The sequence below is a fragment of the Flavobacterium sp. CAN_S2 genome (assembly GCF_015752255.1).
Taxonomy (GTDB): Bacteria; Bacteroidota; Bacteroidia; order Flavobacteriales; family Flavobacteriaceae; genus Flavobacterium.
On the sequence record NZ_JADOVA010000002.1, the window covers coordinates 336,858 to 351,651 of the forward strand.

Here is a 14,794-nt window from a genome sequence, read left to right on the forward strand (position 1 = left end):
GTTAGTTAATTGAAACATTTTTTGTTTTTGGCATTGTAAAGTCTCCAGTTTCTATCATCATTTCTATAGCTTAATGGCCAAGGGGTAACAGATATGCTGTCCCAATCTTTAATAATAGTTATTTCACTTTGATTCTCCAGAAGATAATAAGTTGTTGAAGCACTTAGATTTCCTGGACCTGTGGCTGATTGGATGTCAAAGATGTCCGTATCATTAATAAGCCTTTCGGTACTTCTTTTTAATGCCATGTGTATCAAATTGTGATTAGGAGGAGCAAGTATAGGGTTGTTATTAAAATAGTAGATATTAGATTCATCAAAAGGTTTCGTGAAATAGTCTTTTATGTCAATCATTTGATCTTTTTGCAAACTATAACAAAGAGGTTGGATTTTAAGGTTATTATCAAGGTATAAAGAATCAATTTCTTGATTAGAATATATCTCGTCGCAATCAACATAAAATCCGCCGTAAATTTGCAAATAGCACAATCGAAAATAATCACATCTCATAGCAGGATGATGACATTTTAAATATGCTTCTAGATATTGAGTTTCAAAATTTTCCAATATAAATTTTTTAGCGCTTGAATCATCAAAAAGTTTAAACTCAAAACCCTTTTCTTTGAGAATTTTCCAACTTTGAATACAATTAGCAACATCTTGTGGTATTTCATCAAGATTATGCCAATATTGAATAATTACTTTTGGGATTTTTATTTCTGAAGTTAAAATCATTTGATTTTTCACGCTAAAAAAATTATGGATGAATTCAGATCTTTTTAAATCGTCTTCTGCAATTAATTTATGATTTTCGCTATGCATTTTAACTTGTTGGTGAATTAGTGAATTTTGCGTATCTATTTATAATCTAAAATAATGATTTTTTCTAAACTATGTTTATATTTTAAATTGGCCTATCAAGTAAGCTATGTAAAATTTTATTTTACGATTATGAAATAGTAATATATTATAAAGTTTCTGCTGTAAAGAATTCTAATGATATTAATCTAATCGAAGGCGATATTTAATCATCATCTTTATTATTGTCTTTTCTATTTACATTATCGTAAATAAAGTAGATTGTACATGGAATATTCATTAGTTTTAATGAGTTGACCGCTCTTAACAAACTAATACGAGAAAATATAGGTAGTTTTCGAGATTTTCCAATGGAATCTTTTTTAGTGATTATCCCATAAGTAACGCTAAAATCGCCGTTATCTATTAAAGAATCAAAATTGTGGTTGTTAACGAGCGCTTTTAATTTTTCTCTTGATGTCTCTTCCATTCTAAGTAATTCAATCGAATTTACTCCCTGATTAAATAAATGACTAAGACTTGAAGAACGAGTTGAAATTTTTATATGTATAAGGTTGACTTTATCTTCTAACAAAGTAATTAAATCGCATGGTTCTATCTGAGTTTGTCCGGCAAGTGAAATGTTTTTTTTATCCAAACATATAACATTTGTATTAGCATCTTTTACCGATATATTATACTCATCTTCTCTTTTGGAATCACATTGATGTAAAAGCGAGTGTGCATCTAAAAAATGGGGGTTAAGTGCATTTTCCAATCTTTTAATATAATCTTTATCTATTTGATACCACTCACCTTCACATAAATGATAAGTAAGCTCATTTATTTCACAATCATATAGAAAACTTTTGTAGATAGTATATTGCCTAATTAGAGTGCCATTTTCATCGACAATAGACATATGATGTTTGTTAAAAATATTAATATCAATAACTTCTGTTATGTCACGTTCTTCAAGGTATGCCCTATAAGCACCGATGTAGACATCATTATATTCGGAATTACTTCTACCTGCACCGTTGAATTTAATTTTAAAAGATGCCGAATAATCTATGATCTCAGGAATAGATAATACCAAATCTACAGGTGCAGTTTTAAAAGCTATAAGTAAGTTTTGATTAAGTTCATTTACTTTATCAGGATCTCTAACAGGAACTATATTTTGAATATCTGGAAAAGATTGAACATAGTCCGTTTTATTATAGATATCAATAATTTCCCTGCATAGATCCGTAATCTCGTTTGGCTGTAGATTTGAAGAAATTCGTAGACTACTAGATCCAGTCGCATTCCTAAATAAATCACTGTATTCAGATTTAACTGCACCTGTCAATTTCTTTATAATAGTTTCATCATGCCTTATATCAAAAAAGTTTAAGTTCGAAGCTGTAGGACTTTGTACTCTTTGTCTTTTTGCATTCTCCGGCTGTAATATATCAGTAGATTTAATTTTTTCAGGATCTAGTGAATTTAATGTCGTTCTTAATCCAAAGTCATATTCATAACAATTATCTTTTAGTTGATGGTATGTCATACCAAACGTCAAGGCTACCCAACTATTATCAACTGGTAGAAAAACAAGACTTCCTTTCTGAACTTGAAATAAGTTTTTATTTATTCCCCAATAATTTTTCCACCAAGGTGCATTCCCAGGACTATCAGTTATGTACATTATTGAATTAAGAGGAAGATTTGTACCTTCCTCTAATAGTAGTTCAAGATTATGGTCATCCTTAAGTGCATTTTCAGGTGAAAATGTATTCTTTAATAAATAAATTGAGAAACCTCTACTTTTGGCCATAATTGAATTTTGATTATTTTAATTGCTCTTAATAAACAATAAAGCAAATGTTAATATTTAATTCATAGCTTTTTTACGGAAAACCATAATTCTTAAAATTTAATTGAATGCTTTCAAAAATATCAATTAAGTAATATAAATCAGTACGTATAAATACCTGTTTACAGATAAAAATTTAGGTATTATTTTAATCAAATAATTATTAATCTAAAAATAATTATTCTTTAACGATCAATTTAAATTGAATTGTGAACTTAGACAAAAGTTTTTTGCAATTTGATTTAATAGTCTTTCCATGAAACCAAAATCTAATAAGTCTCAAAAAAGTGATGGAAGTAAAAAAAAGTGTAAAGCAAAGGAAAAACGTGCTGCTATAGTTGATTGGTTTGTCCGAGTTATTGTGGGAAAGACACTTGAAGAATTATATGAAAAAAATAAGGATAGTGGACGGGATTGAAAAATTTCGATCGAACACTTGTTTTTTAATATATTAAGTATTGATTGTTAGTATTTTAAGGTGTTCGATTCCCAACGGATTCCTTTTTCTTTTTTTAGTATATTTAAGGAATTTGTCTCGATTTTGGAATTATTAAATAGATAAGTATTTGATTTTAAGTGTTTTAAAAATTAAAAAAGGAAGGTGTTCGACACCTTCCTTTTGTGGAGTCGCCGAGAATCGAACTCGGGTCCAAACAAGCAACTAAAAAGCTTTCTACGCGTTTATTTCCTGATTGAGTTTTCGATAGTGTGCTAGGCCAGAAACAGCCACACGCTACTTATCTTCTTAATTTTGAAATCCACCCGAAGCTCATGGAAATCTAGGTTTATTTTTACGGTTCCCCTGAACTGAACGCCACAAACCAAGGCTTTCAAGGAGAATCCAGCTTTCCTATCTGATAGGAACGTGGCTTAATCGTACTATAATTCGGATTATGCAGCTAAAGCGTAGTTATTTTCGCCGTGTAAAATTGTAAGATCTTATATTTACGAGCAAGGTCTCAATGCTCGACGTGCTTACTTATCAATTCGACTTGCTGTCAAAACCAGTCGACCCCTTTTTATTTCAAAATCCAAACCAGAATTTTGAGTTTGCAAATGTACACTTTTTATCTGAACTACTATTGTTGTATTGATATGAGTATTTCAAAAATCGTACCTTTTTTTATTCGTCTTTTAATCGGAAAGGATAGTCACCAAATAATACAGCCAATTTGCGTACGTCATACGTTTTTCGGGTAAATTTATTAGATAGCGCTATAATGGTTACACCTTCTTTTCGCAATGTAATGTAGGATGAGGTATTACCGTGCCACCAGCCGTTATGGAAATAAAAATTCTGTCCTGTTTCCCAGTTGACCATTCGAATTCCAAGACCGTAATTTTTTGTCCCTTTACGTTCATTGCTGTAGCCTTTATAAACCTGACTTTGTAATTCAGGCGTTAAAAAAGCGGAATTGTTTCTGGCTCTGTCAAATTTCAATAAGTCCCTCGGTGTCGAATAAATGTTTTTATCTCCATAAACTGCATCCAGATAATCTTTTCCTATCTCAACTTTATTTCCTTTATAGGAAGTAACAGCAGTGTCTTTATCTCTTTCATAGTCAAAAACATACGTATTTTTCATGCCAAGCGGTTTGAAAATAATTTGTTTCATGGCTTCTTTATAGGGAAGTTTAGTGATTTTTTCAATTACTAATGCCAACATGGCATAATTGGTATTACAATAACTAAAACGAGTATCGGTTTTAAATTCTAATCCAATATCTTTTGTTGCCATAATGGTCAGAATATCTTGATTGGTAAGGATGTTGTGTCTGTCCCAAATGCTTTTGTCACGATCTGTAAAATAAGCATAATGACGCATACCGCTTCTATGATTCAGTAATGTTCTTATAGTAACCTCCGGATAAGGAAACTCTTTCAGGATTGTATTTACCTTTTGATCCAGTTCTATTCTTTTTGCATTTACAAGTTTCAAAATAGCGGTTGCGGTAATAACCTTGCTTACTGATGCAATATGCAAAGGCGTATTTTTTGTAATTAATGTTTTATCTCTAAAATTAGAGTAGCCTTCGTATTTTTCATAAATAATTTGGCCGTTTTTAGCAACTAGAAAACTTCCGTTTGCACTTTTATTAGGCCAATTCTTTTTGTAAAAAGAGTCTATTTCTTGTTTTTTAGAATTGATATATTCTGCCGTAAGTTTAGGCTCTGGTTTTGTTAACGGCTTCATCTTAGGCAATGTACTCTTTGGGAGTTTGTCATCGCTTAACTCAACTTTCTTTTTCTCTTTTGCGCAAGAACCCAAAATTAAAAAGAGGAGGAATATATGTAGTATATTTGTTTTTTTTATAAAATTCATTTCTGTAGTGCTAGAAAGGCAAATATATAGAATCAATGTCTTTTCAAAGGGTGTTTTTTCTAAACCTTAACACTATTTTATCAGTAGGCTGTAATCCCATTTTTGTTATCATTTTGTACATCAGTGGGTAGTCGTTTTCAGTCTGTGTATTTTTATTGAAAAATAAATTCAATTTAGTTTAAAATGTTATATTTGTAACAAATACGTGTTATAAAGTTATATAAAAACAAATCAAAGCATACAAAATATATGAAATTTGGAATCATAAAAGAAAGAAAAAATCCGCCAGATCGTAGAGTTGTTTTTTCACCAGATGAACTAATAAGGTTTAAACAGCAACATCAAAATGTAACTGTGAAAGTAGAGCGTTCTGATATTAGGGTTTTTAATGATTCGCAATATGAAAATCTCGGAATCGAATTGACGGATGATGTCAGTGATTGTGATATTTTGTTTGGAGTAAAGGAAGTACCGGTAGAAAATTTGATACCTAATAAATCATATTTCTTTTTTTCGCATACCATCAAAAAACAGCCGTACAATCGAAAATTATTACAGGCAATATTAGAAAAAAACATCGATTTGTATGATTATGAAACCATAGTTGACGAAAATAATCGCAGGCTAATAGGTTTTGGGCGTTATGCCGGAATTGTAGGCGCTTATAATAGCATTCGCGCTTTTGGTATCAAATACGAATTGTTTAAATTACCAAAGGCAGAAACACTTTCGGGTAAAGAAGCCTTGATTACACATTTAAAAAGAGTCGTATTACCTCCTTTGAAATTTGTAATTACAGGAACCGGAAAAGTAGGGAATGGAGTCAAAGAGATTCTTGATGCCATAAAAATTAAGGAAGTATCAGTAGAGAATTATTTGACTAAAAACTATACGCAACCTGTTTATACTCAAATTGACGTCTTAGATTACAATAAACGAAGAGATGGACAGGTTTTAGATTTCACTGATTTTTATCAGAATCCGAATGAATATATTTCTGATTTCGAAAGATTTACTAAAGTATCTGATATTTATATTTCAGGTCATTTTCATGCCAATGAAGCTCCGGTAATTTTGACCCGTGAAATGCTTCAGTCCAAAGATTGTAAAATCAAAGTTGTGGCTGATGTTTCCTGCGATGTTAACGGTCCAATTGCCTGCACGCTTAGATCATCGACTATTGCAGAACCTTTGTACGGATATTTTCCAAACGAAAATAAAGAAGTTGAAGTTTTTCATCCTGCTGCAATTGTGGTCATGGCAGTAGACAATTTACCTTGTGAATTGCCCAAAGATGCCAGTGAAGGATTTGGAGAAATGGTGTTGGAACATGTAATTCCTGCGTTTTTCAATAATGATAAAGACGGAATTTTACAAAGAGCTAAGATTACTGAAAAAGGAAAACTCACACCAAGATTTAGTTATTTACAGGATTATGTTGATGGGAAATAAGCCCTGTTTTTAAATGATTTTTTAAACCTGTAATGTAATGTTGCAGGTTTTTTTATTCAAATTAGTGACTGAAAATCTGTTTTGCTTTTGAAATATTATAAATCAATTAACACCGCACAATTTTTGGCTCGATTGTAAATGATTAATTTTGTTTAAAATCAGAAATTTATAATGACAAAAAATATTCCAATTTCCATATTAGAATTAGCAATAATCACCGAAAATAGTAATGCAAGCGAAACATTACAAAAAACAAAAGCTTTAGCGCAATTAGCTGACAGTTTAGGATACAACAGATTTTGGCTAGCCGAACATCATAATATGGCGCATGTAGCCAGTACGGCAACAGTTGTTTTGATTGGTTATATTGCCAGTGAAACCAAGAATATCCGCGTAGGTTCAGGCGGAATCATGTTACCCAATCATGCTCCACTTATAATTGCGGAACAATTTGGAACCCTTGAGACTTTATATCCCAACCGGATTGATTTAGGATTAGGAAGAGCGCCAGGAACGGATGGCTTAACTGCACAAGCGATTCGGAAAGATTTCTTTGAACAATCGCAACGCTTTCCTCAAAATGTTGCCTCACTACAGCAATTTTTCTCCGAGGATAATGCTACTGCAAAAGTGCGTGCTTTCCCTGCGGAAGGAATTAAAGTTCCCATATGGATTTTAGGTTCCAGTATGGATAGTGCTGCTTTGGCTGCTACCAATGGATTACCATATGCTTTTGCAGGACATTTTGCACCAAAACAAATGCATCAGGCATTTGAGTTTTATAGAGATAATTTTGAACCTTCGGAATTTTTAGACCAACCCAAAACGATGGCATGTGTAAACGCAATAGCTGCCGAAACAGATGAAGAAGCTGAAAAATTAGCAACTAGTTTGACTCAAATGTTTCTGAATTTGATTCGGAATGACAGAAAGCCATTGCAGCCGCCAGTTGATTCGTTAGATGGAATTATGAGTGAAGAAGAACATTTTCATGTCAATCAAATGACTGCTTGTTCATTTGTAGGAAGTAAAAAGAAATTAGAAACAGAATTGAAGCAATTTATCGAATATACCCGTATCGATGAAGTGATGATTACCAGCCCAATTTTTAATCATGAAGACAAATTGAATAGCATTCGAATAATGAAGGAAGTCATGGATGATATTAATAAGTAGTAGAATTTCGGATGTTTTTTTTAACTAAAATTAACTTAGTATTTTGATACATTTAATCCATATAAGTCATATAAGTTCATTTAAGAAGCTCAATTATTTAAAATAAATTAAAAACCCTGCAATGTAAGTTGCAGGGTTTTTTGGTTTATACTTATAATTAATAATTCATCATTGATAATTAATTATTTCAAGCTTCCCACCATATCTTCGGGTTTAACCCAAGCATCAAAATCTTCTGGAGTTACATATCCTAAACGAACCGCTTCATCTTTTAAAGTTGTTCCGTTTTTATGTGCAGTTTGAGCAATTTCAGCTGATTTGTAGTATCCTATTTTAGTATTCAAAGCCGTAACCAACATTAATGAATTGTCAACCAATTCTTTGATTCGTTTGTAGTTAGGTTCGATACCTTGAGCGCAATGTTCGTCAAAAGACATACAAGCATCTCCAAGTAATCTCGCTGATTGTAAGAAATTTGCAGCCATCAATGGTTTGAAAACATTCAATTCATAATGACCTTGCATTCCTCCAACGGAGATTGCTACGTCATTCCCCATAACTTGTGCGCAAACCATAGTCAATGCTTCACATTGTGTTGGGTTTACTTTTCCAGGCATGATAGAAGATCCAGGCTCATTTTCAGGAATGAGGATTTCTCCAATTCCGGAACGTGGTCCAGAAGCTAACATACGTACATCATTGGCAATTTTATTCAATGAAACTGCCAGCTGTTTTAATGCACCGTGTGTTTCTACGATAGCATCATGTGCTGCTAGTGCTTCAAATTTATTTTCGGCAGTTACAAATGGATGTCCAGTAAATTCAGCGATATATTCCGCTACTTTTACATCATATCCTTCTGGTGTGTTTAATCCAGTTCCTACCGCTGTTCCACCTAAAGCCACTTCTGATAAGTGTGCCAATGTATTTTTAACCGCTTTTAAACCGTAGTTTAATTGCGCTACATATCCTGAAATTTCCTGACCTAATGTCAGTGGAGTAGCATCCATTAAGTGCGTACGACCTATTTTGACCACATTGTTGAATTCAACTGCTTTGTCATGTAGTGTATCTCTTAGTTTTTCAACTCCGGGAATAGTAACTTCTACAACTGCTTTATAGGCTGCAATGTGCATTCCTGTTGGGAAAGTATCGTTTGAAGATTGCGATTTATTCACATCATCATTTGCTTTAATGAATTGTTCGCCTTCGCCAATGTTGAATCCTTTAAGAACTTGCGCACGATTAGCAACTACTTCATTTACATTCATGTTACTTTGTGTACCTGAACCAGTTTGCCAAATCACCAATGGGAATTCATTATCTAATTTTCCCGCAAGGATTTCATCACAAACTGCAGCAATAGCGTCGCGTTTTTCGACTGGTAAAACTCCTAAATCACAATTGGCGTAAGCCGCTGCTTTTTTAAGATAAGCAAAACCTTCAATGATTTCTTTTGGCATCGATGCTGATGGACCTATTTTGAAGTTATTTCTTGAACGTTCTGTTTGTGCGCCCCAATATTTTTCAGCTGGAACCTGCACTTCACCCATGGTGTCTTTTTCTATTCTGAATTTCATTTTGTTGTTATTTAGAAATAATTATATTGTTTATTACGTTTTTAGCCCTGATGGGAACGGAAATCCTTTTCTTTTTATTTTCAAAAAGAAAAGATTGGAGTGTACAGCGGGAAATAGCTCCAAATTCTGAGTTCAAAAATACGGATAATTCCTTTTTTATAAAAATTGATTGATAGTTTTTATGGTTTTTTATTGGTACGAAAAGGAATTAAACTTACATTTGTGGCTACATTCAAAATTCCGGAAAACATGTTTGAATTTTCACAGTACTTAGGCTTTTTACTTTTCTTAACCATTCTTACTATAGGATTTTGGTTGATGTTTTTTCTAGTTGGTTTCGTATCCTATTGGGTAGGTGGAGCAAGTTGGGAAGCATACAAGGAGAAAAGAGCAAAAAAGAAGCAAGAACAATCAGTTTAATCTTTTTGTTAAATAAAAAAAGGACTCATTTATGGGCCCTTTTTTTTATGATTATACTTTTTTTATTTTTTTAGATTAAATGACTTATAAAAAAAGGACCCATTTTCATGAGTCCTTAATTTTGTTATCCTTGATAATCTCCTTCATTATCCCCTTGATTTCTTTTAGGTTGTTCTCTTTCGTTTTTAGGTTTGTTAAAACGGTATGTGAATGATAAATTAAATTGTCTTACTCTCCATTGCATTTCGCTGTAAGAATCAACAGTTCCCGGAAGGAAAGTTTCCATCATTCTTTTTCTTGAATTGAAAACATCACTCACGTTGAATGAAAGTGTTCCTTTATCCTTTAAGACGTCTTTACTGAATGCTATGTTTGCTGCAAAAACCCCTAAGCTTCTTCCTTGTGCATTATTTTGCGGACCGTTATACGTTGCATTAGTCTGCCAGTCAATTTTGTATGGCAATGTGATTTTTGAAGTCAGTCTTGTAGACCATGATGTTGCTACGTTATCAAAATTTTGTACAATTTCATTATTGTTAAAATCAGTATAAGTAAAATCTCCTTGGGTTTCGTTTCTAAAGAAATTGAAGTTACTGTTTAATTTCCACCATTTATATGGAGAATAGTTTAACGTGAATTCAAATCCTGTTCTATATTCTGTAGCTAAGTTGATTGGAGAACTAATGATAACAGGAACTCCGTTTACAAAATCACCTGATTCTCTTCTTGCAAATTGGAAAACATCAGTTGTTTTATTTACGTATAACGAAGTATTGAAAGTTAATTTTTCCCATCTTTTAATGTAACCAAAATCAATTGCATCTGAAAATGCTGGATCTAAATCTGGATTTCCAACAAAAATATTGATGTTACTTGACAAGTTGCTGAACGGATTCAACATCCTTCCTCTTGGTCTTTGAATTCTTCGGCTGTAACTTACAGAAGCACTACTTTCGTCTGAGATTTCATAAGTGAAAAATGCACTTGGAAAAAAGTTATTGTACTTTTTAGTATTGAAATCGTTCGTTGCTAATTGATTGATTTCAATATTGGAATCTTCAAAACGCAATCCAAATAAAGCTGAAAATTTATTGATCTTCACTCCGTACTGAGTATAAAGCGCATTTACTTTTTCTTTATATTCTAGTGTATTGGTGAAATTTTCATTGATTACGCCATCATTATCAACTCTGTAATCTGTAAGTAATTCCGAGAAATCACCACGGTAACCTGCTTCAAACTGACTTCCTTTTCCAAAAGGTAAAACATAGTCCATTTGAAGTAAATTTCTGCTTTGAGTTTGATTGTTGATGGTATTGTCAAATTTCACTAAGCTTGTATTTGTTGCTGTGTCTGTAATTAAAGCATCATTGATGTCATCATTTGTAGAGAACGAACCGTCAATTGTTAATTTATGACCGTCTTTTTTGAATTTCTTAGTGAAGTTAGTTGCAAATTCTACGTTTTCACTGTCGCTATTTTCTAGATTGATACGGTTACGAGTGTAGTCATAATTAAATCCTGCATCATAGTTATTCTGGAAAACGTTATCCACGTTGATTCCATTACTTTTTCTGTAGTTGAAAGTATTAGTCCATGAAATGCTTTCGCTTAAATACCATTCCATTCCAAAGTTTCCATTGTAACCTTTACTGTCTCTATCGTTTTCTCTCGTTTCATTTACATAATTTCGAGTTGAGTTATCCGCATTTAAATATCTAGAATCTGTAAATGCATTTCCAGGATTACTTCGGTCATTGTACCCTTGTGTTGTGAAAAGATTAAAGTTTTTTGATTTGTAGTTTAATGTACCACTCAAACCATAATTTTCAGGATATCCGGCAGACGCAATTATTGTTCCGTTTAAACCTTGATTTTTTCCTTTTTTAAGGATGATGTTCAATAAACCTCCACCACCTTCAGCATCATAACGTGCAGACGGATTAGTAATTACTTCTACTTTTTCAATTGCATCAGCAGGAATCAATCGCAATGCTTCAGCAATATTAATAGCATTTGAAGGTCTTCCATCAATAAGAACTCTTACATTTTCGTTTCCACGAAGGCTTATGTTTCCTTCGACATCTACAGCCACAGAAGGAATATTGTCCAGAACATCACTTACAGTTCCACCTTTTACCATAAGGTCATTTCCTACGTTGTATACTTTTTTATCTAATTTGATTTCAACCGTTGTTTTTTCGGAACGAATGATAACCTCATTCAATTGATTAGCATCTTCTTCTAAACTGATTAGTCCTAAACTGGTAGTTTTTTGAAGATTTTTTTGTTTAAACTCATTTAATTTAAATGAGATAAACTCGATTTTTATGTCGTAAATACCTGGGTTAACTTCAATGTCAAATTCTCCAGTTGCGTTAGTAATACCACCGGCTACTGGTTTTGGGTTATTAGGTGCTAAAAAAGTAATTGTAGCATATTCGAGCGGTTGTTTGCTTATTTTTTCTACTACTTTTCCGGAAATTTTGATTTTTGGAACTGCAGGACCTTGTTGGGCAAAACTGAATAGGGTTGTAAAAAAGAGAACAAGAATTAAAACGGATTTTATTTTTTTCATTTTTAAAAAAACTTTGGTTACAATCGTTAGATTGCAAAAGTAAGATTTGGTTTAATACTACAAATCACAAATAAATGTTAATTTAAAACTCGTTTTTTATGAAATAAACTCGGCCACTTTCTCTAGATCTCGTCCTATCATTGCTTTATTTCCCATAATAACAAGAGGTCTTTCAATCAAAATAGGATTAGATATCATGGCTTGAATAATTTGGTCGTCATTCATTATTTGGTCTTTAAAATTTTCTATCCAAATTTTTTCCTTTTGACGAACTAATTCAATGGGTTTTATATTTAATTTTTCGATGATAACAGTCAACTCTTCAAAAGAAGGTGGGTTTATCAAATAATTGATAACTTTAAACTCTTTTTTTGAGTTTTCCACAAAAGCGAGGCAATTTCTGGATTTTCCACAGCGGGAATTATGGTATATTTGTATCATATTTTAAATAAAATAATTTAGGATTGGAAAGGATATTAAGTGTAGCAAAAATAACATTTGTTGTACTAATTAGTTAAAAATATTAAACTAAAAATACATGTTTATAGAACAAGGTTTTAAATCAGAAAATAAGTTTTGGAAGTATATTGTGGGCTCTCTAATAATCATTTTCGCTTCATTTCTGGGTCAGTTGCCACTCCTTATGGCATTACTTTATGAGACATTCGTAAATGGAAAACCTTATCCTACCAGCAATGAGGCAATCATGCGTTTTTTTGAACCCAATTTCACTTTGTTCTTAATTATGATTTCGTTTGTATTTATCATGCTCGGAATCATTTTGGTCATAAGATATTTACACCATCAAACGGTACTTTCTGTTACAACCTCAAGAACGACAGTAGATTGGAGTCGAATCGTGTTTTCATTTTTTATATGGGCAGCAATAACTATTGTATCGACATTGTTATTTTATTATTATTCCCCAAGTGATTTTGTCATCAACTTTAAACCTGTTCCATTTGCTATTTTGGCGGTAATCGGTATATTTCTTATTCCAATACAAACCAGTTCTGAAGAATATATTTTCAGAGGCTATTTGATGCAAGGATTTGCTAATCTTGCTAAAAACAAATGGTTTCCGTTACTGATGACTTCACTTATTTTTGGGGGGATGCATTGGTTTAATCCAGAAGTCACTAAAATTGGTCCAATTGTTTTGGTTTATTACATCGGGACCGGACTGTTTCTGGGAATTATAACGCTAATGGATGAGGGAATGGAACTCGCTTTGGGTTTTCACGCGGCTAATAATTTAATTGGTGCATTGCTAATCACTTCTGATTGGTCTGCTTTTCAAACGCACTCTATTTTTAAAGATATTTCAGATCCTTCAGCAGGATTAGATGTTATTTTACCAGTTGTCATAATTTACCCAATACTTTTATTTATCTTTAGTAAAAAATACAACTGGACGAACTGGAAAGAAAAATTAACCGGGAAAATATAGTTGATTTAAGCATTAAATAATTTAAAAAAATACTCACTCATGACCAATACAATAACTTATCAGAATGTTCATAATCTGTTTAAATTGAACGGATTTCATCTGAATCGAAATGATTTATGCCGAGTTGCGTATAGTTTTATCAAAGAAGGCGATGAATATGAAAAGTCTGTTGGAGATTTTGTACTCGATTGGTTTGACAATAAATCCTACTTAGAACTGAATACATCCGGGACTACGGGAACGCCCAAAATAATCCGAATTGAGAAACAAGCAATGGTCAATTCAGCAATTGCCACAGGTGACTTTTTTGATTTACAACCGGGTGACAAAGCATTACATTGTTTGCCAACGAAATATATCGCTGGAAAGATGATGTTTGTTCGAAGCTTTATTCTTGGTCTTGATATTGATTTTGTAGCGCCAAGTTCGCATCCGATGTTGCAAAATGACACCAAATATGATTTTGTAGCAATGGTTCCTTTGCAAGCCCATAACTCTTTAGCAGAATTAAATAATGTAAAGAAGATGATTGTTGGCGGGGCAAAGATGAACAATGCTTTAGAAAAAGGACTTTCTAAATTGAAAACACAGGTTTACGAAACCTATGGTATGACTGAAACTATCACGCATATTGCAGCTAAAAAAATAGGAGAGAAGGCATTTTCAGTTTTGCCTAATATAAAAATTACCAAGGATGACAGAAATTGTTTGGTTATTGATGCACCTAAAATTTCAGAAGAAGCTATTGTCACCAATGATTTAGTGGAATTAGTTGGTGAGAATCAGTTTGTTTTTTTAGGAAGAATAGATAATGTAATCAATAGTGGTGGGGTTAAATTAATTCCGGAGAAAATTGAAGATAAATTGTCTTCAAAGATTCAATCCAGATTTTTTGTAACTGGAATACAAGACGCTGATTTAGGCGAAAAATTAGTTTTAGTAATCGAGGGTGAAAATCAAACTTTAGAAGATAATATTTTTGATGGTTTAGATAAATATGAAAAACCAAAAGAAGTATTTTATGTAGCAAAATTTTCCGAAACTGAAAATGGTAAGCTGAAAAGAAAAGAAATACTGGAAAGTATATAAATTAGTATAAGTATCAAATTCAAAACGATCTTTTCTGGAAGACACTTTTGAATTTGATACTTTTTTTA

At 32.4% G+C, this 14,794-nt stretch carries 12 protein-coding genes and 1 other RNA gene; 6 read left to right on the forward strand and 7 right to left on the reverse strand.

Translation table 11 applies throughout. From position 1 onward, the window contains the following. Positions 1-5: 5 nt before the first annotated feature. Complete coding sequence (locus IWX80_RS09310; RefSeq protein ID WP_196853189.1) at positions 6-821, reverse strand: glycosyltransferase family 32 protein; 816 nt, start codon at positions 819-821, stop codon at positions 6-8. Positions 822-1,023: 202 nt separating this feature from the next. After that, positions 1,024-2,619 (reverse strand): DUF6119 family protein, encoded by a 1,596-nt coding sequence (locus IWX80_RS09315; RefSeq protein WP_196853190.1) that lies wholly within the window; start codon positions 2,617-2,619, stop codon positions 1,024-1,026. Between the two features lie 295 nt (positions 2,620-2,914). Between IWX80_RS09315 and IWX80_RS09320 the strand changes: the two genes are divergently transcribed. Then, a complete protein-coding gene (locus IWX80_RS09320; RefSeq protein ID WP_196853191.1) occupies positions 2,915-3,076 on the forward strand; it encodes a hypothetical protein in 162 nt (53 codons plus the stop codon). A gap of 201 nt (positions 3,077-3,277) precedes the next feature. Here IWX80_RS09320 and ssrA read toward each other — a convergent pair. Further along, positions 3,278-3,674, reverse strand: a transfer-messenger RNA (tmRNA) gene (gene ssrA, locus IWX80_RS09325). A gap of 107 nt (positions 3,675-3,781) precedes the next feature. Further along, positions 3,782-4,981 carry a serine hydrolase domain-containing protein gene (locus tag IWX80_RS09330; protein ID WP_196853192.1) on the reverse strand — a complete coding sequence of 400 codons (1,200 nt, stop codon included), beginning with the start codon at positions 4,979-4,981 and terminating at the stop codon, positions 3,782-3,784. Between the two features lie 249 nt (positions 4,982-5,230). On the opposite strand from IWX80_RS09330, the gene IWX80_RS09335 reads away from it, so the two are divergent. Beyond that, positions 5,231-6,433, forward strand: a complete 1,203-nt coding sequence (locus IWX80_RS09335) for an NAD(P)-dependent oxidoreductase (RefSeq protein ID WP_196853193.1) — start codon at positions 5,231-5,233, stop codon at positions 6,431-6,433. 171 nt (positions 6,434-6,604) lie between these two features. Then, positions 6,605-7,609, forward strand: coding sequence for an LLM class flavin-dependent oxidoreductase (locus IWX80_RS09340; RefSeq protein ID WP_196853194.1), 1,005 nt, complete (start codon positions 6,605-6,607; stop codon positions 7,607-7,609). Positions 7,610-7,791: 182 nt separating this feature from the next. Here IWX80_RS09340 and fumC read toward each other — a convergent pair whose 3' ends face one another. Continuing rightward, the gene (gene fumC / locus IWX80_RS09345) at positions 7,792-9,189 is read right to left on the reverse strand and encodes a class II fumarate hydratase (RefSeq protein WP_196853195.1); all 1,398 of its coding nucleotides are present in this window, start codon (positions 9,187-9,189) and stop codon (positions 7,792-7,794) included. Between the two features lie 165 nt (positions 9,190-9,354). On the opposite strand from fumC, the gene IWX80_RS09350 reads away from it, so the two are divergent. Beyond that, a complete protein-coding gene (locus IWX80_RS09350) occupies positions 9,355-9,609 on the forward strand; it encodes a hypothetical protein (RefSeq protein WP_196853296.1) in 255 nt (84 codons plus the stop codon). A gap of 124 nt (positions 9,610-9,733) precedes the next feature. Here the strand turns inward: IWX80_RS09350 and IWX80_RS09355 are convergent, their stop codons facing one another. Both IWX80_RS09355 and IWX80_RS09360 read right to left on the reverse strand, forming a co-directional pair. Beyond that, positions 9,734-12,187: a TonB-dependent receptor domain-containing protein gene (locus tag IWX80_RS09355; protein ID WP_196853196.1), complete on the reverse strand. Its 2,454-nt coding sequence runs from the start codon at positions 12,185-12,187 to the stop codon at positions 9,734-9,736. Positions 12,188-12,283: 96 nt separating this feature from the next. Beyond that, a complete protein-coding gene (locus IWX80_RS09360; RefSeq protein WP_196853197.1) occupies positions 12,284-12,628 on the reverse strand; it encodes an arsenate reductase family protein in 345 nt (114 codons plus the stop codon). A 97-nt stretch (positions 12,629-12,725) separates the two neighbouring features. On the opposite strand from IWX80_RS09360, the gene IWX80_RS09365 reads away from it, so the two are divergent. Together IWX80_RS09365 and IWX80_RS09370 are read left to right on the forward strand one after the other, a co-directional pair. Then, a complete protein-coding gene (locus IWX80_RS09365; protein WP_196853198.1) occupies positions 12,726-13,637 on the forward strand; it encodes a CPBP family intramembrane glutamic endopeptidase in 912 nt (303 codons plus the stop codon). A 39-nt stretch (positions 13,638-13,676) separates the two neighbouring features. Further along, positions 13,677-14,726 (forward strand): AMP-binding protein, encoded by a 1,050-nt coding sequence (locus IWX80_RS09370; RefSeq protein ID WP_196853199.1) that lies wholly within the window; start codon positions 13,677-13,679, stop codon positions 14,724-14,726. Positions 14,727-14,794 lie beyond the last annotated feature (68 nt).

What these genes read in the sequence shown, in the direction of transcription:
- IWX80_RS09310 (WP_196853189.1), bottom strand. Translation starts at nt 821, where the DNA reads ATGCATAGCGAAAATCATAAATTAATTGCAGAAGACGATTTAAAAAGA.
- IWX80_RS09315 (WP_196853190.1), bottom strand. Translation starts at nt 2,619, where the DNA reads ATGGCCAAAAGTAGAGGTTTCTCAATTTATTTATTAAAGAATACATTT.
- IWX80_RS09320 (WP_196853191.1), top strand. Translation starts at nt 2,915, where the DNA reads ATGAAACCAAAATCTAATAAGTCTCAAAAAAGTGATGGAAGTAAAAAA.
- IWX80_RS09330 (WP_196853192.1), bottom strand. Translation starts at nt 4,981, where the DNA reads ATGAATTTTATAAAAAAAACAAATATACTACATATATTCCTCCTCTTT.
- IWX80_RS09335 (WP_196853193.1), top strand. Translation starts at nt 5,231, where the DNA reads ATGAAATTTGGAATCATAAAAGAAAGAAAAAATCCGCCAGATCGTAGA.
- IWX80_RS09340 (WP_196853194.1), top strand. Translation starts at nt 6,605, where the DNA reads ATGACAAAAAATATTCCAATTTCCATATTAGAATTAGCAATAATCACC.
- fumC (WP_196853195.1), bottom strand. Translation starts at nt 9,189, where the DNA reads ATGAAATTCAGAATAGAAAAAGACACCATGGGTGAAGTGCAGGTTCCA.
- IWX80_RS09355 (WP_196853196.1), bottom strand. Translation starts at nt 12,187, where the DNA reads ATGAAAAAAATAAAATCCGTTTTAATTCTTGTTCTCTTTTTTACAACC.
- IWX80_RS09360 (WP_196853197.1), bottom strand. Translation starts at nt 12,628, where the DNA reads ATGATACAAATATACCATAATTCCCGCTGTGGAAAATCCAGAAATTGC.
- IWX80_RS09365 (WP_196853198.1), top strand. Translation starts at nt 12,726, where the DNA reads ATGTTTATAGAACAAGGTTTTAAATCAGAAAATAAGTTTTGGAAGTAT.
- IWX80_RS09370 (WP_196853199.1), top strand. Translation starts at nt 13,677, where the DNA reads ATGACCAATACAATAACTTATCAGAATGTTCATAATCTGTTTAAATTG.